Source organism: Microbulbifer maximicatervae (SeqCode) (assembly GCF_052466985.1).
The window spans coordinates 97,044-116,615 of sequence record NZ_CP174298.1; the positions used below are offsets into that span (position 1 = coordinate 97,044).

A 19,572-nucleotide genomic window follows, 5' to 3' on the forward strand; every position below is an offset into this window, starting at 1 on the left:
TGCTTCCGCTGGGGTTTCTTGCCCGCAGTGGAGCACCCCTCTGTGTAAATGACTGAAATTGTTGTAATGTTCAGCGGCAAGGCCTGGCCACTAACAGGTACATTGAAGGGGACTAACGAATGCCCGGTATTAAAGACCGCAAGTATAAGAGAATTTTGTTAAAGCTCAGCGGCGAAGAGCTGATGGGTGATCAGGGTTTCGGTATCAGTCCCAAGGTGCTGGACAAAATGGCCCTGGAGATTGGGCAGCTGGTTGGTATCGGGGTCCAGGTGGGTCTGGTTGTTGGCGGTGGTAACCTGTTCCGTGGCGCTGCGCTGAGTGCGGCCGGCCTCGATCGTGTTACTGGTGACCACATGGGGATGCTCGCTACGGTGATGAATGCCCTGGCGCTGCGCGATGCCCTGGAAAGATCTGACATCTCCTCAAGAGTGATGTCCTCGATTCAAATGAGCGGTATTGTCGATCACTACGATCGCCGTGCGGCTATTCGCTACCTGGAGCGTGGCGAAGTTCTGATTTTTGCTGCCGGTACCGGCAACCCTTTCTTTACCACTGATTCTGCAGCTTGCCTGCGTGGTATCGAAATTGAGGCTGAGCTGGTTTTGAAGGCCACCAAGGTCGATGGCGTCTACTCTGCTGATCCCAAGCTCGACCCGACAGCAACTCGCTATGACCAGTTGACTTACGATGAGGTTCTCGACAAGAAGCTCGGCGTGATGGATTTGACCGCTATCTGCCTGTGTCGCGAGCACAATATGCCTGTACGTGTATTCCGCATGGATAAGAGCGGGGCGCTGTTGAATATTGTGGTTGGCGGCGTGGAAGGCACCTTAATTGAAGAGGAAGTGAAATCGTGATTGAAGATATAAAAACAGACGCGAAAGCTCGTATGGGTAAGGCACTTGATGCCCTGGCTGGAAATTTCAACAAGATTCGCACCGGCCGTGCACACCCGAGTATTCTCGATGGCATCCACGTCTCCTATTACGGTTCTGATACTCCGTTATCTCAGGTTGCCAATGTTACTGTTGAGGATGCGCGCACTCTCTCCGTAACTCCCTGGGAGAAAAACCTGGTCCCGGATATCGAAAAGGCCATTATGAAGTCCGATTTGGGCCTCAACCCCAGCACAGCTGGTGCGGTTATCCGTATTCCAATGCCTATGCTGACCGAAGAGACTCGCAAGAACTTCACTCGTCAGGCAAAAAGTGAGGCAGAGACCGCGCGGGTTTCCATTCGCAATATTCGTCGCGATGCGCTGGCGGACGTGAAATTACTGGTTAAGGATAAGGAAATTTCTGAGGACGATGAGCGTCGCGCAAGTGACGACATTCAGAAAATTACCGATCAGTTTGTCGCTGATGTGGACAAAGCACTGGCAGCGAAAGAAAAAGACTTGATGGAAATTTAATGAGCATCGGTGGTACCGAGCTACATGCTCCCGGCCCACGTCACATCGCCATTATTATGGATGGCAATGGGCGCTGGGCTGCCCGAAAGGGCCTTTCCCCTTCAGCCGGCCACAAGGCCGGTGTCGAGCGTATCCGCGACCTGCTTTCAGCTTGTAAAACTCGCGGTGTTAAAGCGCTTACTCTGTTCGCCTTCTCCAGCGAGAATTGGCAGCGCCCTCCGAAGGAAGTCGAGCTGCTGATGAGCCTGTTTAATTCCTATTTGCGCAAAGAGGCCCGGCGGATGCGGGAGGAGGGGGTTCGCCTGAGAGTTATTGGTCGACGGGACCGATTCTCTCCTCGCTTGCAGCGCGCTATAGCCGAAGCGGAAGATATCACCCGCGCAGGGACTGAGGGCGACCTGATAATTGCTGCTGATTACGGCGGGCGCTGGGATATTGCCCAGGCGGCCCGAAGATTGGCTCAAGAGGTTGCCGATGGCACGCGCTCCCCAGAGTCGATTACTGAGGATGGACTTGGCGAATACGTACAACTTCAAGATCTGCCGCCGGTAGACCTTTTGATCCGCTCCAGCGGTGAGCAGCGTATTAGCAACTTTATTCTCTGGCAGGCCGCTTACAGTGAATTCTATTTTACTGATACGCTTTGGCCCGACTTTGACGAAGCTGAGCTGGATAAGGCTATCGCAGAATATGAGTTACGTGATCGCCGCTTCGGCGGTCGCGCTGAGGGGGATGACGCGATCGCTCAGGCGTGATCCGGGCAAGTCTGCGGCGCCAGGCTTGCGATACAAATTGGTTGGAAATCTTTGCCGACACGCTCTTGATCTGTAAAAAGTATCCAGACAGAGTGGTCAAGTTACTAACAAAGGGGTTTGCGGTGCTAAAACAAAGAATAATTACTGCTTTGGTGCTATTGGCACTGTTTATGGGGGTATTGTTTTTACTTCCAATGCAGTGGTTTTCACTGATATTTGTGGCGGTTATCTTGCTGGCGGGCTGGGAGTGGGCCAACCTCTCGAATTTGAATCGAGCCTTGCGCTTCGTTTTTTTGGCCGCATTGGGGTTAACCCTAATGGTCACGGCTCAATACGTCTTTTCAATGAATTTTGATGATCCAGATATCGATCGCGGCCGCCAGATTCTGGCTGTAGCCTGTGGTTGGTGGGCGCTCGCTTTCTTGTGGGTGCAGAGCTACCCGTCCAGTGCTGCTCTGTGGGGCAACCGATGGGTACGAGGCCTGATAGGCCTTGTTGTGTTAGTTCCAACCTGGTTGTCACTGGTAGTTTTGCGAGGCTTGGATCACGGAGCCTGGCTGGTTCTGTATGTGGTGGCGATCGTTGCAGCGGCGGATGTCGGTGCTTATTTTGTCGGCCGCAAGTTTGGTAAGCGGAAGTTGGCTAGAGAAGTTAGTCCGGGCAAGTCCTGGGAGGGGTTTTTCGGTGGCTTGGGTGCTTGCTTGATTTTGGCTCTCGTAACTTCCTACCTATTTGAGCTTCCACTGAAAAATACTGTCTTGTTCACTTTTGGTGTCTTGGTTACTGCACTGGCTTCAGTTATTGGGGACCTGGTGGAGAGCATGTTTAAGAGGCATAGAGGGATTAAGGATAGTAGTCATATGTTACCGGGGCACGGTGGCATCCTCGATCGGATAGATAGCCTTTCCGCGGCTCTTCCAGTGTTTACAATGGCCGCACTAGCGAGCGAGCTGCCGAAATACTTGTAGAGGCGTTTCCGCTCCAGTTTTGTGTTTTATTCGCTAGCGCCCAGCTTAATGCTGGGCGTGCAATTGTTTGGTGGCAGCAATATTGCTACCAGAGGTACGAAAAGGGCCTATGCAAGTAATTCCCCCGCAACAAATTACCGTTCTCGGCTCCACTGGCTCGATCGGCGTGAGCACCCTGGATGTGTTGGCGCGACACCCGGAAAAATATTCTGTTTTTGCCCTTACCGCCCGTGAAAGGGTTGCCGACCTTGCTCAGCAGTGTCGGCGGTTTAAGCCTCAATATGCTGTTGTTGTCGATGAGGCGCGAGCTGAAGAGTTGCGAGTACTGTTTGGCGATGAAGTGGATACGGAAGTCCTAAGTGGGGTGGAAGGCTTGTGTCGTGTTGCCTCCGATACTCAGGTCGATACAGTCATGGCGGCGATCGTGGGAGCTGCGGGATTGCGCCCAACCTTGGCGGCAGTAGACGCGGGCAAGAAAGTGTTACTGGCGAACAAAGAAGTGCTTGTTATGGCGGGCCCAATATTTCAGAGGGCCTTGAATAAGAGTGGTGCGCAACTGTTGCCGATTGATAGTGAGCACAATGCAATCTTTCAATGTTTGCCATTCCCCTGTGAGGATCTCGAAGCTGCGGGCGTGGAAAAAATACTGCTTACGGGTTCGGGCGGGCCATTTCGCACACGGGCTGCGAATGAGTTGGGGGCGGTGACGCCGGATGAAGCTTGTGCACACCCCAATTGGTCGATGGGCCGGAAGATTTCCGTTGACTCCGCCACAATGATGAATAAAGGGCTCGAATTTATAGAAGCGTGCTATTTGTTTAATGCGCGCCCTGAGCAGATTGAGATAGTCGTGCACCCCCAGAGTATTATTCACTCGATGGTACAGTACCGGGATGGCTCTTTATTGGCGCAGATGGGTAATCCGGATATGCGCACGCCTATCGCCCATGCCCTGGCTTTTCCCCAGCGCATTGATGCAGGGGTGCCAGCTTTGGATCTGATTGCGCAAGGCAGGCTGGATTTTGAGGCCCCGGATTTTAATCGTTTTCCTTGTCTGCGTTTGGCGCGAGAGGCTGTAAATGAGGGAAAAAGTGCTCCAACAGTCTTAAATGCAGCGAATGAAATTGCAGTAGAAGCCTTCCTGGAGGGGCGTTTAGCATTTACTGATATTGCATTGGTGATAGAAAAAGTGATGAATAGGGCTCCCGTTGTTGAACTGTCGGGGCTCGAGGCAGTCGAAGCCATTGATTTCAATGCGCGAGAACTGGCCAAGCAGGCGCTTGCCGCCCTATAAACACATTGCCCGGCGTATAATGGCCGCTAAATTGCGTATGACAAGAAGTTGTAGCTGAGTATGGATCTAATTCAGACGGTAATCTGGGCCTTGGTGGCTCTCGGTGTACTGGTATCTTTCCACGAGTTTGGGCATTTTCTTGTAGCACGTCTGTGTGGTGTTAAGGTGCTGCGGTTTTCTGTGGGGTTCGGCCGCCGGTTGATCTCCCGCTATGATCGCCACGGTACCGAATTCACTATTTCCGCTATCCCCCTCGGCGGTTACGTAAAAATGCTCGATGAGCGCGAAGGGCCTGTAGCGGCTGAAGAGCTGGATCAGGCGTTTAACCGCAAGAGCGTATGGGCGAGGATGGCGATTGCCGCTGCCGGCCCTGCCGCTAACTTTCTTTTGGCGGTAGTCTTTTTCTGGGCTGTGTTTCTCGGTGGAACAGCGGGCCCGGTTCCTATTGTGAAATCCGTTGAGCCCGGGAGTATTGCTGCGTCGGCAGGCCTTGAGTCCGGGCAGGAAATTGTTGCTGTTGATGGTGAGGCTACCCCTACTTGGCAGGCCCTCAATTGGCGCCTGGCAAACCGCCTGGGTGATAGTGGCACCATAGAATTCTCTGTGCGCTATCCGGATTCCAACCTCGAATACCATATGGTGGCGGATATCAATCGCTGGCTTGCCGGCCGTGAAGTTCCCGATCCGCTCGGGGAGATTGGTCTGCAGCTCTGGACTCCACCGGTGAGTATGACTCTTCATAATGTGGTGGAGGGAAGCCCGGCAGCCTCAGCTGGGCTCAAGGCTGGAGACAAGATTGTCTCGACCGATGGCCGTGACTTTTCATCTTTTCAAAGCTGGACCGATTATGTGAGAGCCCGCGCTGGTGTTCCAATGGATATCACTGTCGAGCGTGGAGGCGAACCGCTGACGGTGTCTGTAACACCGGCGGAGATCAAGCTGGACAGTGGTGAAACCATAGGGCAGGTCGGAGTGCAGCCGGTATCAGAGACTTGGCCGGATGATCGAGTACGGATTTACCACTATGGGGTGGGTGGCGCTTTAGTTAAGGGCTTGCAGGAGACCTGGGATAAAACAGTCTTTACCCTGAATAGTTTGAAGAAACTATTATTTGGTCAACTTTCGACCAAAAACTTGAGTGGCCCCATTACCATTGCTAAAGTGGCGGGTACTTCCGCGGAAGCGGGATGGCAGTCTTTCCTGTCATTGCTGGCGTTGCTCAGTATTAGTCTTGGTGTACTCAATCTGTTGCCTATCCCGGTACTCGATGGTGGTCACCTCCTTTACTACGGTATTGAGGCGATCAAGGGGTCCCCTGTGTCAGAGAGGGTGCAGGTGATTGGTTTACAAGTGGGCATGGCCCTGGTGCTCTGCATTATGGGGTTGGCTCTGTACAACGATATTTTACGTTTGTAGTGCCCTGGATTGGCTTTTTTCCGGGCTGATAATGTGAGTGAGATTTTTATACGTGTGAGACGTTTTGTCTTAGCACGATTTTGTTGTGAGTAAAAGCGACTCGGAAGCGGTATGAAGTATTTGCTGAAAGCGATCTTTCTGGGCCTGGTGCTGCCTCTCAGCGCTTTGGCACAGTCGTTCGTTCTCAGCGATATCCGAGTAGACGGGTTACAGCGGGTTTCTGCAGGTACAGTTTTTTCAGCGCTTCCGATTCGGGTAGGCGACGAAGTTGAGCCTGGCGAGATTCAGGATGCAACCCGAGTATTGTTTCGCACTGGTTTTTTTGAAGATATTCAGATTGGCCACGAAAACAGCGTTCTTGTTATTACCGTGAGAGAACGACCGGCTATATCAAAGATAGATATATCCGGGAACAAGGCGATTGCCACTGAGGATCTACTGAAGGCGATGAAGGAATACGGTCTTGCCGAAGGCCAGATCCTAAAGCGTTCGACCCTCAGGGGGTTGACCCAGGAGTTTGAACGCCAGTACGTGGCGCAGGGTCGATATGGCGCCAGTGTTAAAGCGGAGCTCAAGGAGCTGCCGCGCAACCAGGTTGAACTGCGGGTTGCTGTCGATGAAGGGGTTGTTGCTGCGATTAAACATATTAATGTCGTAGGAAATCGTGCCTTTTCTGATAAAGAGCTGGAAGAGATTTTTGAGCTTAAAACTACTGGCTGGCTCTCTTGGTTGCGCAGTGATGATAAGTATTCTAGTGAGAAACTCACTGGTGATTTGGAGCGCTTAAAGTCCTATTACCTGGATCGTGGATATCTTGATTTCCAGATTGATTCGGCTCAGGTATCTCTAGGGCCGGACAAGAAGAGTGTATTCATTACCATTAACGTGGTTGAGGGTGGTGTTTACACGGTTAGTGAGGTGGAAATTGCTGGAAACCCGATAGTAGCGGAGGAGGAAATCAACCGCCTGCTATTGGTGCGAGAAGGTCAGCGGTTCTCCCAGGCGAGGGTGACGACCACTTCAGACTATATTGCTAAACGCCTGGGCAACAAAGGTTACGCTTTTGCCGAAGTGAATGGTGTTCCTGAGGCCAATGAAGAAGAGAGTACAGTAAAAATTACCTTCTTTATTGATCCGGGAAAGCGCACTTATGTGCGACGTATTAGTTTTCGCGGGAACACTCGCACCGCAGATGAAGTCTTGCGGCGTGAACTGCGCCAGATGGAGTCAGCTTTGGCTTCCTCTGCGCGTATAGAGCAATCCAAAGTGCGCCTTGAGCGCCTTGGATACTTGAAGGTAGTGAAAGTTGAAACAACTAAGGTGTCCGGCACCTCAGGCCGGCCCGATGTTGATTACATGGTAGAGGGGCAACCCTCTGATTCTGGGGGAGCGGGGCGCTAGTTGGCGCTGTAACTCCTGGATTGCGAATAAAAACACCTGGAATTAGTAGATGAAACATTTCCTGAAAGCGGCTTCTCTTAGCCTAGCGCTGCCTCTGAGTGCTTTAGCACAGTCATTTGTAGTTGATGACATCCGTGTGGAAGGGCTGCAGCGCGTCTCTGCCGGTACCGTATTCTCAGCTCTCCCTGTGCGAGTAGGGGATGAGGTGGAGACTCTGGAAATTCAGAGCGCCACTCGGGCACTGTTTCGCACCGGTTACTTTGAGGATATTCAAATCGGCCAGGAAAATGGTGTCCTGGTTATCACTGTGCGCGAGCGGCCTGCAATTTCCAAGATCGAAATTACAGGCAACAAGGCGATTGCAACAGAAGACCTGTTGAAGGGCATGCAGGAGAATGGCCTTTCAGAGGGGCAGATCTTCAAGCGCGCTACCCTTGAGGGGTTGGCCCAGGAGTTACAGCGCCAATATGTTGCCCAGGGACGCTATGACGCCAGTGTTAAAACTGAAGTAAAAGAGTTGCCACGCAACCAGGTTGAGCTTCGCGTAATTGTCGATGAAGGTTCTGTGGCCGCAATTAAGCACATCAATATTGTTGGTAACAAAGCGTTTTCCGATGAAGAGCTTGGAGAGATTTTCGAGCTGCAAACTACCGGTTGGTTGTCGTGGTTGCGCAGTGATGACAAGTATTCCCGAGAAAAATTGACCGGCGACCTGGAGCGTCTCGAATCTTATTATTTGGATCGTGGGTACCTGGATTTTAAAATTGACTCTACCCAGGTTTCCCTGAGCCCCGACAAAGAGAGTGTATTTATCACCGTCAATGTGTTTGAGGGTGATGTGTACACCATTAGTGAAGTGGACCTGGCTGGTGATCCTGTAGTCCCTGAAGAAGAAGTTAAGCGCTTGCTACTGGTGCGGGAAGGGCAGACCTTTTCCCAGGTTCGCATGACAACAACCTCGGATTATATTACCAAGCGTCTTGGGAATGAGGGCTATACCTTTGCTGAGGTTAATGGTATCCCTGAACCCAATAAAGAAGAGAAAACGGTAAAAATTACCTTCTTTATCAATCCTGGCAAGCGGGCGTATGTTCGCCGAATTAATTTCCGAGGTAATACTCGCACTACAGATGAGGTTTTGCGCCGCGAGATGCGTCAGATGGAGTCAGCTTCTGCATCGTCTGCCCGTATAGAACAGTCTAAAGTCCGCCTTGAACGCTTGGGTTACTTCAAGGAAGTAGAGGTGGAAACCAGTGAGGTGCCAGGTACTTCTGACCAGATTGATGTCGAATACACGGTTGAAGAGCAGCCTTCAGGTTCTATCGGTGGCACTATAGGTTGGGCCCAGAGCAGTGGCTTGGTGTTGGGTGCTAATATCCAAGAGAATAACTGGTTAGGTACGGGTAAATCCGTAGGTATTGGGTTGAATGCCTCCACCTACCAGACTTCTGTGAACTTCTCCTACCTCGACCCTTACTTCACACCGGATGGTGTGAGCCGTGGCTTTAATGTTTTCTACACAGAGAATGATTACTCCGAGGTTAACCTCTCTGACTACAACACCACGACTTATGGTGGTGGTGTTAGTTTTGGCTACCCGATGTCAGAAATTTCTCGTCTCGGGTTGAATATTAATTTCAACCACTTGGAATTAACCGCTTCAAGTAGCTCTGTGCAGGAGATTTCCACAACACCTCAGCCAATTGATGGTGTGACCGGTGTTATTACCGATGCTGAGGCTAATGATATTCTTACGGCTTTGGACGAGGGTATTGCTGAAGACTTGGCAATGTCATTAACTGATGATCTATTTCCCACTCCAGATGGCTTTATTGATCGCTATGGAGATGCCTTTAACAGTTTAAGCCTCACGGCATCTTATGCGCGATCAACTTTAAATAGAGGCGTTTTGGCAACCAGAGGAGCATCTCAGAACTTTTCTGCTGAGTTTTCTGTTCCAGGCAGTGATCTTGAATATTACAAGCTTGTTTATACTGGGCAGTATTTCCGCCCATTAACGAAGAGTTTGACTCTGCGTTTACGTACTCGTTTGGGATACGGTGACGGTTTCGGGGACCTTGATGAGCTGCCGTTCTTCAAGAACTTCTATGCGGGTGGCTTTGGCTCTGTGAGGGGCTTTGAGCGAAATACTTTAGGTCCACGTTCCACCCCAGCGATTGGGTTAGGACCTTACGTATACCCAGATGGAGTTACTGCTACTACACTCGCTCCCTGCGCAACAGATGGGGAATCAATAACGCAGACTTGCTACTTGGTTGATGATAATGGGGATCTGGTGACATTTGACAGAGATGATGCTGACCCCTTCGGTGGTAATATTTTAGTTGAGGGTAGTGCGGAAATTATCTTCCCACTGCCGTTTATCAAGGATCAGCGTTCTTTGCAAACAGCTTTCTTTATCGATGCGGGTAACGTTTTCGATACCAGTTGTGGAGATACCCAGATCAACTGTTACGATGTGGACTTTGGTAAGATGAATGTCTCTGCGGGAATTGGCTTGACCTGGATTACCGGGTTTGGTCCGCTGACATTCAGCTTGGCCAAACCGCTGAAGAAAAATGATGATGATGATGTGGAAGCATTCCAGTTCACCCTGGGTAACAGCTTCTAAATTTGTCAGATAAAATGAATTAGGCGTATATCAGCGCAATTAAAATAAAATCTATTGGAGAGACCGACGTGCTTAAGAATGTAAAAATTGTTGCAGTATTACTTGCAGGTATGACCTTGTCCGGCGCAGCACTGGCGCAAACCAAGGTTGCGGTACTTAACCTACAAGCTGCGATCATGAGCACAGATGCAGCTAAAACCAAGGTTAACTCCTTGAAGACCAGCTCTGAATATTCGAAGCTGCAGAGCAGTGCCGAGTCAATTCGTTCTGAGCTGCAAAAAATGGCTGAAGATGCCAAGAAAAACAGTGTGACCTGGTCCGATGAGCAGAAGACTGAGTACCAGCGCAAGATGAATTTCCAGCGCTCAGATTTTGAGACAACGGTGAAAAAATTGCGTGCAATGGAAGCTCAAGTGGGTCAAGAGATCCAGGCTTCTATGGGACCAAAGGCTAGGGATGCCCTGGACGCACTGATTAAAGAGCAGAAGCTTGACGTAGTGCTGGATTCCAATACTGCCTACTATGTAAGTCCCAGCGTCGACCTGACAGAGGCTGTTGTTAAGCGTATGAACGCAGCCAAGTAAGTCGATAGTCTTATATGAAAGATAGCTTTTCTCTTGCCCAGTTGGCGCAAGAGCTGGGGGCCGACTTGCGGTTGGCGCCCGGTTCAGATTCCAATCAAAAAGTTCAGGGTTTAAATACACTGCAGGATGCCGGTGCAGAGCACTTGGCTTTCCTCGCAAGCCCTAATTATCGACGCTTTCTGAAAACGACCAAAGCTGCCGCAGTGCTGGTATCGGAAGAGTTTGTTGAAGAGTGCCCGGTAACGGCTTTATGTGTTGCGGACCCCTACTTGGCCTTTGCTCAAGCAACAGCCCTGTTCGATACAACTCCTGAAGCACCTATTGGTATTCACCCCTCTGCAGTGGTTCACCCCACGGCAGAGATTGGTGCTGGTGTCAGTGTGGGGCCCGGCTCTGTGGTCGAGGCCTACGCAAAATTGGAGCCTGGAGCGATTGTTGGTGCTAACTGCTATGTTGGTGAGGGCAGTTTAGTCGGTGCAGGAACACGCCTGTATGCCGGCGTTGTTTTTCATCATAACTGCTCTATCGGTGCACACGGTATTATTCACAGCCAGACGGTTATTGGAGCCGATGGCTTCGGGTTTGCGCCTAATAAAGGCAGCTGGGTGAAAATTCACCAGCTTGGCGGAGTGCAAATTGGCGAAGATGTGGAAATTGGAGCCAATACCTGTATAGACCGTGGAGCTTTGGGTGATACGGTGATTGGGCGAGGAGTCAAGATCGACAATCTGGTCCAAATCGCGCACAATGTGAAGATTGGTGACTACACGGCCATAGCCGGGTGTGCCGTAATTGCCGGTAGTGCTGAGATAGGGAAGCATTGTCTTCTCGGTGGCTGTAGCCGTATTAACGGGCACATAACGATTGCAGATGGCAGTCAGGTGTCGGGTAACACGTTTGTTACTAAGTCGATAAAGGATACTGGTAGCTACTCTGGAGCGCTATCCTTTGCCGATAGTTCTACCTGGCGTCGTAATGCTGTGCGTTTTGGTCAGTTGGATCAAATGGCGCGCAGATTGAAAGATTTGGAAAAACAGGTTCAGGCACTGTCCCAAAAGAGTGGGACAGACGATTGAACTTTAGTTATTAATTAATTTGGCTTTGTTGTTTTCGGGGCGTTTTACGCCCCGAAGTGGTTTCTGGGGGCATTTGGAATGATGGATGTACGTGAAATTCGCGAGTATCTGCCGCACCGTTATCCTTTTTTGTTGGTGGATCGTGTAGTAGAACTCGAAGAAGGGAAGTATATAAAAGGCTATAAAAACATTTCTGGAAATGAAGAAGTTTTTAATGGCCACTTTCCGGAAATGCCTATTTTCCCGGGAGTGATGATTGTTGAAGCCCTGGCTCAGGTCTCGGGAATCCTCGGCTTTAAAACGTTTGGCAAAAAACCGGAAGATGGATATCTGTATCTGTTCGGTGGGGTTGATAAGGCGCGCTTTAAGCGTCAGGTGATCCCAGGTGATCGCCTTGAGCTCGAGTCTGAAGCGGTATCTGTTCGCAGAAATATCTGGAAATTCGCTTGTAAAGCCAGTGTTGATGGCGAGCTGGCAGCTTCTGTTGATATCCTATGTGCCGTCAAAAAGGTTCAGTAATTCTGTAAAGCTCGCTGGAGAGTTAGATTCAGGATTTTCCGGGTAGCCTTTGTTTTTAAGGGTACAGGTTACCCAGTACGATTAATGCCGAGGAGTAGATCCCAGAATGCAGACAAGTATCCACCCTACAGCTATTGTCGACTCTACGGCAGTAATTGGTTCCGGGGTGAGTATTGGTGCTTACACCATTGTTGGAGCCGGCGTAGAGATAGGTGATGGCTGTGATATTGCCTCTCATGTGGTGCTTAGTGGGCCGACCAAACTGGGGAAGAACAACCGAATCTACCAGTTTGCTTCCGTAGGGCAGGATACCCCGGACAAAAAGTATCGTGGTGAAGAGACGACACTCGTTATTGGCGACAATAACGTGATTCGCGAGGGGGTTACGATCCACCGTGGTACCGTTCAGGACCGAGGTGAGACCACTATTGGTGACGAAAACCTGATCATGGCCTATGCCCATATTGGCCACGATAGTGTTGTTGGTAATCACACTATTATGGTGAATAACTGTGGTTTGGCCGGTCATGTTGTTGTTAAGGACTGGGCGATTCTGAGTGGTTATAGTTTGGTTCACCAGAACTGCACTGTGGGAGAGCATGCTTTCCTGGGAATGGGCGCTGCTATCGGTAAAGACGTTCCCGCTTATGTTATGGTTGCCGGGAACCCTGCTGAAGCAAAGACCATTAACTCGGAAGGGCTGCGCAGGCGGGGCTTTTCTAGAGAAGATATTGCCCTGATCAATAAAGCTTACAAGACCGTTTATCGTCGCGGTCTTACTATGCAAGAGGCGCTGCAGGCCTTGATGGAGTTGCGTGAACAATCTCCAGTTATTCAGCCGTGGATAGAGTCTTTGCAGTCTTCCACCCGCGGCATTGTTCGCTAATTCACTTCTCTTTGGAGCTGTTTCGTGCGGCTCCGATTGCACTTTATGCAACTCCCATTTAATTCCAACGTAAACAGCTCCCCAAGAGGAGGGATTTAGGCGTGTCAGAAAAAAATAAGCCGATACGAATTGGTATTGTTGTCGGTGAGGCGTCAGGAGATATCCTCGGTTCTGGTTTGATGGCCGCATTAAAAACTCGGCTTCCTAATGTAGAGTTTGAGGGAATTGCCGGGCCGCGCATGCTGGAACTGGGTGCTAAAAGTTTATTTCCTATGGAGCGGCTATCGGTAATGGGGCTGGTGGAGCCTTTGAAGCGCCTTCCGGAACTGTTGAAAATCCGCAGATCTCTCCGCCGCCACTTTACTGATAACCCTCCCGATCTATTTATTGGTATAGATTCCCCGGATTTTACATTGACTCTTGAGGCTGCACTCAAGGCTGAGGGTATACCCACCGTCCATTATGTCAGTCCTTCGGTTTGGGCTTGGCGGCAGGGTCGAATTAAAAAGATTGCGCGGGCTGTCGACCATATGTTGACCCTGCTTCCATTTGAAGCGAATTTCTACCGAGATAACCAAGTACCGGTGACCTTTGTTGGCCACCCTTTGGCTGATGAAATTCCCCTGCAAGTGGATGTCGCCGGCGAGCGCAAAGCATTGGGCTTTGAGAAAGACGACCGGGTAATTGCCCTTTTGCCTGGCAGTCGTGGAGGTGAGGTTCGCATGCTGGGGCCGTTGTTTCTGCAGACGGCCCGATGGTGCTATCAGCGTCATTCGGATATTAAATTTGTTATTCCCGCTGCCAACAAGCAGCGTATGGATGAGATTCAAGAGCAGCTAAAAGATTACCCTGAACTCCCTATCACTTTACTTGAGGGGCAATCGAGACGGGCCGTTTCAGCGGCAGACTGTGTGCTTATTGCATCGGGTACAGCAACCCTTGAAACAATGTTGCTAAAGAAGCCCATGGTCGTCACCTATAAATTGGGAAGATTGACGTCCATGATTGTCTCGCGAATGCTGCATACTCCATGGGTTTCCCTGCCGAATTTGTTAGCGCAAAAAGAACTGGTACCGGAGATTTTGCAGAATGATGCTATTCCAGAGAATCTCGGTGCTGCGATCATGCAGTTTTTTGAAGACCCGCTCCTTGGGGATCATTTGGAGCGCGAGTTTTTCGAGATGCATCAACAGTTGAGACGCAATGCTTCTGAGCGGGCTGCTGATGCCGTGGTGGGGCTGCTGGAAGCTAAGCCTGAATCTGCCGAGTAGTATAAGTTATGAGTAGTAAAACAGAATTGCCCCCCTATGTTTGCCCTTTCAAGAGTGATTTGATTGCAGGTGTCGATGAGGTTGGGCGCGGCCCCTTAGCTGGTGATGTAGTTGCCGCAGCTGTGATTCTTGATCCTAACAAGCCAATTGCCGGGCTTGCCGACTCCAAAAAGCTGACTGAAAAAAAGCGCGAGCAGTTATTTGATGAGATTTGTGAGCGAGCACTCAGTTACTCCATAGCTCGTGCAACAGTAGAGGAAATTGACCAGCTAAATATTTTGCAGGCAAGTTTACTGGCGATGCATCGTGCAGTTGCACAGCTATCCGTGCAGCCTGAATTTGTGTTGGTGGATGGCAATAAAAAACCGAACTGGGATTACCCTTGCGATACCGTTGTAAAGGGCGATGGTCGTGTCGCTGCAATTGGGGCGGCATCTATTTTGGCTAAGGTGACCCGTGATAGGGAAATGGTGGTGCTGGACTCTGAATATCCCGGTTACGGCCTTGCAGGTCATAAAGGGTATCCCACCAAGGCGCATATGGAAGCTTTACAGTTGCAGGGTCCCACTCCAATACACCGCACCAGCTTTGCACCGGTAAGGCGCTTGCTAGAAGAGGTTGAGTGATTAACGGCTGTAGCGTCACTTGTCGATTCGCTTGATTCTGGCCCGGGTAATCATCTTGTCTGAGACCTCCTCAATTTCCACCAGGTAATTGAGGATGTACAGGCTGATATTGCCGTCGGGGATGCTCTCCAGGTGTTCCATTGCCAGGCCGTTAAAGGTTTTCGGTCCGTCAGTGGGTAGCTCCCAGCCCAGGGTGCGATTAATATCGCGAATAGAAGTGCCGCCCTCGATCATGTACCAGCCATCTTCTATGGCGACTATCTCCTCGTCATCGCTGGGTACTGGACTTGCGGTGAAGTCGCCGACAATTTCCTCCAGCAGATCTTCCAGGGTAACGATACCCATTACCTCTCCGTACTCATCAACTACCAGCCCCATGCGGCGCTTGGTTTTCTGGAAGTTCATCAGCAGTGTGGGGAGTGGTGTTGCCTCGGGTACGAAGTAAGGCTCATCAGTGAATGAATTGAGCCGCTCTGCCGTTAAATTTTCCGGTCCGTCGCGCAGTATTTGCGCCGCTTTTCGCAGGTGAAGTATGCCTACTACTCGATTGATGTCACCGCGATATACGGGGAGGCGAGTGTAGGAACTTTCCGCTAGCTGCTGCAGGATCTCTTCGGCGCTGTTTTCCAGGTCAACGCCCATGACTTCATTGCGCGGAATCATGATGTCTTCAACGGTTGCCTGGTCCAGGTCCAGCACGTTGAGCAACATGCCTTTGTGCTTGCTGGGAAGTAGGGCGCCTGATTCGAATACAACGGTTCGGAGTTCTTCGGGGGCCAGGTGTTCCGCTTCGCTATTCGCTTTTGTTTCGACTCCCAACATACGCGCCAGGCCGTTGGATATGCCACCAATCAACAGCACCAGGGGAGTGAGCAGCCATTGCAGTGGGCGCAAAATAAATGAGGCGGGGAAAGCAATTTTTTCCGGGTGTAGAGCGGCAATAGTCTTTGGCGTGACCTCAGCAAAAATCAGTAGGGCAAGAGTTAAGACTATGGTGGTGAGTATTTCTCCGTATATCTGCGCGAATACTGAGCCGGCGATTACGGATACAAGAACGTTAACGAGATTGTTGCCGATTAGAATTGAGCCGATCAGCTTGTCCGGGCGTGCGAGTAGCTCTGTGGCGCGCTTTGCCCCGCGGTGCCCGCTTTTGGCTTGGTGCCGCAGGCGATAGCGGTTAAGCGCCATCATGCTGGTTTCGGAGCTGGAGAAGAAGGCGGATATCAGTATCAATAGGGCCAGCAAACCGAATAGCAGGCCCGTGGGCATCTCGTTCAAGGGAGAACTCTTTTTATTTCCAAGCGGAGATATTGGAACATATTGCCGACCTCCGCAAGCTTTGCAGTCGTATATTCGATTACCCGCGCTGGAGAATGACTTCCATAACCAGCTTACTACCAAAATAGGCAAGTAGTAGGGCGGCGAAAGCGCTTAAGGTCCAACGCACAGCGGTATTGCCTCTCCAGCCCAACCTCCAGTGTCCCCATAGGAGTATGGTGTAAAGAACCCAGGCGACCATAGAGAGGATGGTTTTGTGTATTGGTCCCTCTTCAAACAAATTGCCAACAAAGACGAAACCGGTCAGCAGGGAGGCGGTGAGCAGTAGTTGCCCGAAAGTGATCAGGCCAAACAGCAGTGATTCCATGCTCTGCAATGGTGGCAGAAGACGGGTGGCGCCTACCGGCCTGTGGTTGTGCAGTTGCTGGTTAAGGTAATAAAGATAGATCGCCTGAAGGGTAGCCAGGGTCAGCAGCGAATAGGCAGAAATAGACAATAGAGCGTGTACCGCAATGCCGGCAGAGATTTGTTGATGTGGCGTTACGGTGCCCCAAATATGGGATGCGGCAAATTCAGTGGCGGCTCCCACTGGTGCGAAAATAAGAATAAGTAGCGTAAGTGGCCGGCCAACGGCCAGGATCAATAATAGAAAGTTAACTACCCAGGCAATCAGCGAGAGCATTGCTAGCAGGTCAAAGCGATAGCCTTCGGGTGAAAAGAGAACGTGTCCCAGGGATATTCCGTGGGTGACAAGTGCACCCGCCAAAAGGCTGAGAAGCAGTTTGGAATTCGGCTGTTGTTTTCGGGCCAGAGCCGCACCTGCAACTATGGTTGTGGCCAGGTAGAGAGCGATAGCTGTCCAGTGGGCGAAAGCCGCCATGGGTAAATCCGTGTCTTCATTATTGCGTTAGGGCAGGAGTGTGTCATAGCCAGTTGAAACAAGGAAGACTTGCGATATTTCGGCTGTGGCGAGACCTGGGCTATACTGCCGCGCCTCAGAGAGGGAGTTGCAGTTTGCTCCCCCCTAATTTCGCGCCCCTCCGCACTGGGGTTGAGTCCGTAAACGGAGAGATCGAGACGAATTTATGTTCGATAACCTGAGTGACCGCTTATCGGCGGCCTTAAAGAAAGTTACCGGTAAAGCGCGCCTTACGGATGACAATATCCGCGATACTTTGCGCGAAGTGCGCAAGGCGCTGTTGGAGGCGGATGTCGCTCTGCCAGTGGTTAAGGCATTTGTTCAGCAAGTGCGCACCGCTGCGGTAGGACAGAAGGTTAGCAAGGCTCTCAACCCGGGCCAGCAGTTCGTCAAGATTGTTCAGGATGAGCTGGTTAAGGTGATGGGTGCGGCTGCAGAGCCTCTCAACCTCGCCGTACAACCTCCGGCGGTAATCCTGATGGCGGGCCTCCAGGGCGCTGGTAAAACCACCAGTGTGGCCAAGCTGGCCAAATACCTGCAGGAGCGTGAAAAGAAAAAAGTCATGGTGGTGAGTGCGGACGTCTACCGCCCCGCTGCTATCAAACAGCTGGAGACCCTGGCTGGCGAAGTGGGGGCGCAGTTCTATCCCTCTACTGCTGAACAGAAGCCGCTGGATATTGCCAAGGGCGCTGTTGATGCCGCGCGCAAACAATTTGCCGATGTGCTGATTGTGGATACGGCGGGCCGACTGCATGTGGATTCCGAGCTGATGGATGAGATCCGTGAGCTGCACAGCGAGTTGAATCCGGCGGAAACCCTGTTCGTGATCGACGCAATGATCGGTCAGGATGCGGTGAATACCGCAAGTGCCTTTAATGATGCGCTGCCGCTGACCGGTGTGATTCTCACCAAGGCCGATGGCGATGCCCGTGGTGGTGCCGCTCTCTCCGTGCGTCATGTCACTGGCAAGCCAATCAAGTTTATCGGTGTTGGTGAAAAGACCGACGCCCTGGAAACCTTCCACCCGGATCGTATCGCCTCCCGTATCCTGGGTATGGGTGACATTCTGTCTCTGATTGAAGAAGCAGAGCAGAAAATTGATAAAGAGAAAGCCGAAAAGCTGGTTAAGAAGGTCCAGAAGGGTAAAGGCTTTGACCTGGAAGACCTGCGCGATCAGCTGCAGCAAATGCAAAACATGGGTGGCTTTGGCTCCCTGTTGGAGAAAATGCCCGGCATGGGCGGTGTAGCGCAGGCTGCACAACAGGCCGATATGGGTAAAGAATTTAAGCGTATGGATGCATTGATTTCCTCCATGACGCCTGCCGAACGCCGCAATCCTGACCTTCTTAACGGTTCGCGCAAGCGCCGCATTGTCGCCGGTTCCGGCACCCAGCTGCAGGACTTGAATCGCCTGCTCAAGCAGCACAAGCAGATGGGCAAGATGATGAAGAAGCTCAAAGGCGGCGGCATGGGTAAAATGATGCGCGGCCTCGGCGGCCTGCCCGGTATGGGCGGTGGTATGGGCGGTGGTATGGGCGGTATGCCCGGAGGCCTGCCACCGGGCCTCAAAAAGAAGTAGAGAACCGCGGTTCTCCGGGCGGCTTGGCGACCCTATACAAATCTGGGGTGGTACATTAGAATACGCCGCCTTTCTGCCGGCCCTGCTGCCGGTACAAAGTTGTTGTGGTGACTGCTTAGTGCGGTTGCCTAGTGTTGAACCTATAGGAAAGTTACATGGTAACCATTCGTTTGGCCCGTGGTGGTGCTAAAAAGCGCCCGTTTTATCATCTGACCGTTACCGACAGCCGCAAATCTCGCGACGGTCGTTTTATTGAGCGTGTTGGTTTCTTCAACCCGGTTGCCCGTGGTCAGGAAGAGCGTCTGCGTGTTGATCGCGAGCGTGTTGATTTCTGGCTGGGTCGTGGCGCACAGGTTTCTGACCGCGTCGGCAAGCTTCTGAAAGAATCTGCTTAATTTGCGCGTAAGTGGTGCTCCTGTGACAGATAACGGAAAACCTTCCGAAGAGTTGGTCACGGTTGGGCGCGTTACTACCGTTTATGGTGTGCGCGGCTGGGTCAAGGTTCACTCCTATACCGAGCCGATGGACAACATCCTACAGTTCCCTAATTGGCGCTTGCAGGGGCCGAAAGGTTGGGAAGCTCTCGAAATTGACGCTGGTAAGCGTCACGGCAAGGGCTTGATCGTACATGTGAAAGGCATTGATGACCGCGATTTGGCGGCTCGACTTTGCCAGCGCGATATTGCTGTAGCTCGTGAACTGATGCCTGAGCTTGAGCATGGTGAGTATTACTGGCACCAGCTCGAAGGGTTAAAGGTTGTCAGCCATTTCGATGGCGAAGATCACGACTTTGGTACCGTCGCTCGCATGATGGAAACTGGCGCCAACGATGTAATGGTGGTGCGCGGTGGAGCGGATAAGCGCGAGCGCTTGATTCCCTATCTACCTGATCAGTTTATTACCAATATTGACCTGGAAGTCGGTGTAATAACCGTCGACTGGGACCCGGCTTTTTAA

Annotated in this window: 19 protein-coding genes; 17 read left to right on the forward strand and 2 right to left on the reverse strand. The window is 51.3% G+C overall.

The window, feature by feature from the left end:
* Positions 1-119 precede the first annotated feature (119 nt).
* The 14 genes from pyrH (at position 120) to rnhB (ending at position 14,839) form a co-directional block, all read left to right on the forward strand.
* Positions 120-857, forward strand: coding sequence for a UMP kinase (gene pyrH / locus ACJJI3_RS00420; protein WP_282933675.1), 738 nt, complete (start codon positions 120-122; stop codon positions 855-857).
* Entirely contained in the window at positions 854-1,411 is a 558-nt protein-coding gene (gene frr / locus ACJJI3_RS00425) for a ribosome recycling factor (RefSeq protein WP_444941107.1), read from the forward strand. The genes pyrH and frr overlap by 4 nt, the downstream gene beginning before the upstream one ends.
* Positions 1,411-2,166, forward strand: coding sequence for a polyprenyl diphosphate synthase (uppS, locus tag ACJJI3_RS00430; RefSeq protein ID WP_444941108.1), 756 nt, complete (start codon positions 1,411-1,413; stop codon positions 2,164-2,166). The genes frr and uppS overlap by 1 nt, the downstream gene beginning before the upstream one ends.
* A 122-nt stretch (positions 2,167-2,288) precedes the next feature.
* Positions 2,289-3,134, forward strand: a complete 846-nt coding sequence (locus ACJJI3_RS00435) for a phosphatidate cytidylyltransferase (protein ID WP_413662816.1) — start codon at positions 2,289-2,291, stop codon at positions 3,132-3,134.
* A 109-nt stretch (positions 3,135-3,243) separates the two neighbouring features.
* Positions 3,244-4,428: a 1-deoxy-D-xylulose-5-phosphate reductoisomerase gene (gene ispC / locus ACJJI3_RS00440; protein WP_444941109.1), complete on the forward strand. Its 1,185-nt coding sequence runs from the start codon at positions 3,244-3,246 to the stop codon at positions 4,426-4,428.
* Positions 4,429-4,488: 60 nt separating this feature from the next.
* Complete coding sequence (rseP, locus tag ACJJI3_RS00445; RefSeq protein WP_282933671.1) at positions 4,489-5,844, forward strand: RIP metalloprotease RseP; 1,356 nt, start codon at positions 4,489-4,491, stop codon at positions 5,842-5,844.
* A 111-nt stretch (positions 5,845-5,955) separates the two neighbouring features.
* The gene (bamA, locus tag ACJJI3_RS00450; protein ID WP_444941110.1) at positions 5,956-7,245 is read left to right on the forward strand and encodes an outer membrane protein assembly factor BamA; all 1,290 of its coding nucleotides are present in this window, start codon (positions 5,956-5,958) and stop codon (positions 7,243-7,245) included.
* A gap of 49 nt (positions 7,246-7,294) precedes the next feature.
* Complete coding sequence (gene bamA / locus ACJJI3_RS00455; protein ID WP_444933826.1) at positions 7,295-9,877, forward strand: outer membrane protein assembly factor BamA; 2,583 nt, start codon at positions 7,295-7,297, stop codon at positions 9,875-9,877.
* A 68-nt stretch (positions 9,878-9,945) separates the two neighbouring features.
* A complete protein-coding gene (locus tag ACJJI3_RS00460; protein WP_413662813.1) occupies positions 9,946-10,461 on the forward strand; it encodes an OmpH/Skp family outer membrane protein in 516 nt (171 codons plus the stop codon).
* 14 nt (positions 10,462-10,475) lie between these two features.
* Entirely contained in the window at positions 10,476-11,537 is a 1,062-nt protein-coding gene (gene lpxD, locus ACJJI3_RS00465) for a UDP-3-O-(3-hydroxymyristoyl)glucosamine N-acyltransferase (RefSeq protein WP_444941111.1), read from the forward strand.
* Between the two features lie 78 nt (positions 11,538-11,615).
* A complete protein-coding gene (fabZ, locus tag ACJJI3_RS00470) occupies positions 11,616-12,056 on the forward strand; it encodes a 3-hydroxyacyl-ACP dehydratase FabZ (protein ID WP_108734005.1) in 441 nt (146 codons plus the stop codon).
* Positions 12,057-12,162: 106 nt separating this feature from the next.
* Positions 12,163-12,942, forward strand: a complete 780-nt coding sequence (gene lpxA / locus ACJJI3_RS00475) for an acyl-ACP--UDP-N-acetylglucosamine O-acyltransferase (protein WP_444896539.1) — start codon at positions 12,163-12,165, stop codon at positions 12,940-12,942.
* A 101-nt stretch (positions 12,943-13,043) separates the two neighbouring features.
* Positions 13,044-14,213: a lipid-A-disaccharide synthase gene (lpxB, locus tag ACJJI3_RS00480; RefSeq protein WP_444941112.1), complete on the forward strand. Its 1,170-nt coding sequence runs from the start codon at positions 13,044-13,046 to the stop codon at positions 14,211-14,213.
* 8 nt (positions 14,214-14,221) lie between these two features.
* Positions 14,222-14,839: a ribonuclease HII gene (gene rnhB / locus ACJJI3_RS00485; RefSeq protein ID WP_444941113.1), complete on the forward strand. Its 618-nt coding sequence runs from the start codon at positions 14,222-14,224 to the stop codon at positions 14,837-14,839.
* A 15-nt stretch (positions 14,840-14,854) separates the two neighbouring features.
* On the opposite strand, the gene ACJJI3_RS00490 is transcribed toward rnhB, so the two are convergent.
* Together ACJJI3_RS00490 and ACJJI3_RS00495 are read right to left on the reverse strand one after the other, a co-directional pair.
* On the reverse strand, positions 14,855-16,117 hold the full coding sequence (locus ACJJI3_RS00490) for an HlyC/CorC family transporter (RefSeq protein ID WP_413662809.1): 1,263 nt from the start codon (positions 16,115-16,117) through the stop codon (positions 14,855-14,857).
* Positions 16,118-16,196: 79 nt separating this feature from the next.
* Positions 16,197-16,997, reverse strand: coding sequence for a cytochrome C assembly family protein (locus ACJJI3_RS00495; RefSeq protein ID WP_444896543.1), 801 nt, complete (start codon positions 16,995-16,997; stop codon positions 16,197-16,199).
* 205 nt (positions 16,998-17,202) lie between these two features.
* On the opposite strand from ACJJI3_RS00495, the gene ffh reads away from it, so the two are divergent.
* From ffh to rimM, 3 genes are all read left to right on the forward strand, one after another.
* Positions 17,203-18,615 (forward strand): signal recognition particle protein, encoded by a 1,413-nt coding sequence (gene ffh, locus ACJJI3_RS00500; RefSeq protein ID WP_444941114.1) that lies wholly within the window; start codon positions 17,203-17,205, stop codon positions 18,613-18,615.
* A 155-nt stretch (positions 18,616-18,770) separates the two neighbouring features.
* A complete protein-coding gene (gene rpsP, locus ACJJI3_RS00505) occupies positions 18,771-19,010 on the forward strand; it encodes a 30S ribosomal protein S16 (RefSeq protein WP_108733998.1) in 240 nt (79 codons plus the stop codon).
* 22 nt (positions 19,011-19,032) lie between these two features.
* Positions 19,033-19,572, forward strand: a complete 540-nt coding sequence (gene rimM, locus ACJJI3_RS00510; protein ID WP_108735295.1) for a ribosome maturation factor RimM — start codon at positions 19,033-19,035, stop codon at positions 19,570-19,572.

Bases quoted from the DNA above. Each gene is read 5' to 3' on its own strand.
- ACJJI3_RS00495 (WP_444896543.1), bottom strand. From the start codon at position 16,997: ATGGCGGCTTTCGCCCACTGGACAGCTATCGCTCTCTACCTGGCCACA.
- rpsP (WP_108733998.1), top strand. From the start codon at position 18,771: ATGGTAACCATTCGTTTGGCCCGTGGTGGTGCTAAAAAGCGCCCGTTT.
- pyrH (WP_282933675.1), top strand. From the start codon at position 120: ATGCCCGGTATTAAAGACCGCAAGTATAAGAGAATTTTGTTAAAGCTC.
- bamA (WP_444933826.1), top strand. From the start codon at position 7,295: ATGAAACATTTCCTGAAAGCGGCTTCTCTTAGCCTAGCGCTGCCTCTG.
- bamA (WP_444941110.1), top strand. From the start codon at position 5,956: ATGAAGTATTTGCTGAAAGCGATCTTTCTGGGCCTGGTGCTGCCTCTC.
- ffh (WP_444941114.1), top strand. From the start codon at position 17,203: ATGTTCGATAACCTGAGTGACCGCTTATCGGCGGCCTTAAAGAAAGTT.
- ispC (WP_444941109.1), top strand. From the start codon at position 3,244: ATGCAAGTAATTCCCCCGCAACAAATTACCGTTCTCGGCTCCACTGGC.
- lpxD (WP_444941111.1), top strand. From the start codon at position 10,476: ATGAAAGATAGCTTTTCTCTTGCCCAGTTGGCGCAAGAGCTGGGGGCC.
- rseP (WP_282933671.1), top strand. From the start codon at position 4,489: ATGGATCTAATTCAGACGGTAATCTGGGCCTTGGTGGCTCTCGGTGTA.
- uppS (WP_444941108.1), top strand. From the start codon at position 1,411: ATGAGCATCGGTGGTACCGAGCTACATGCTCCCGGCCCACGTCACATC.
- lpxA (WP_444896539.1), top strand. From the start codon at position 12,163: ATGCAGACAAGTATCCACCCTACAGCTATTGTCGACTCTACGGCAGTA.
- rnhB (WP_444941113.1), top strand. From the start codon at position 14,222: ATGAGTAGTAAAACAGAATTGCCCCCCTATGTTTGCCCTTTCAAGAGT.
- fabZ (WP_108734005.1), top strand. From the start codon at position 11,616: ATGATGGATGTACGTGAAATTCGCGAGTATCTGCCGCACCGTTATCCT.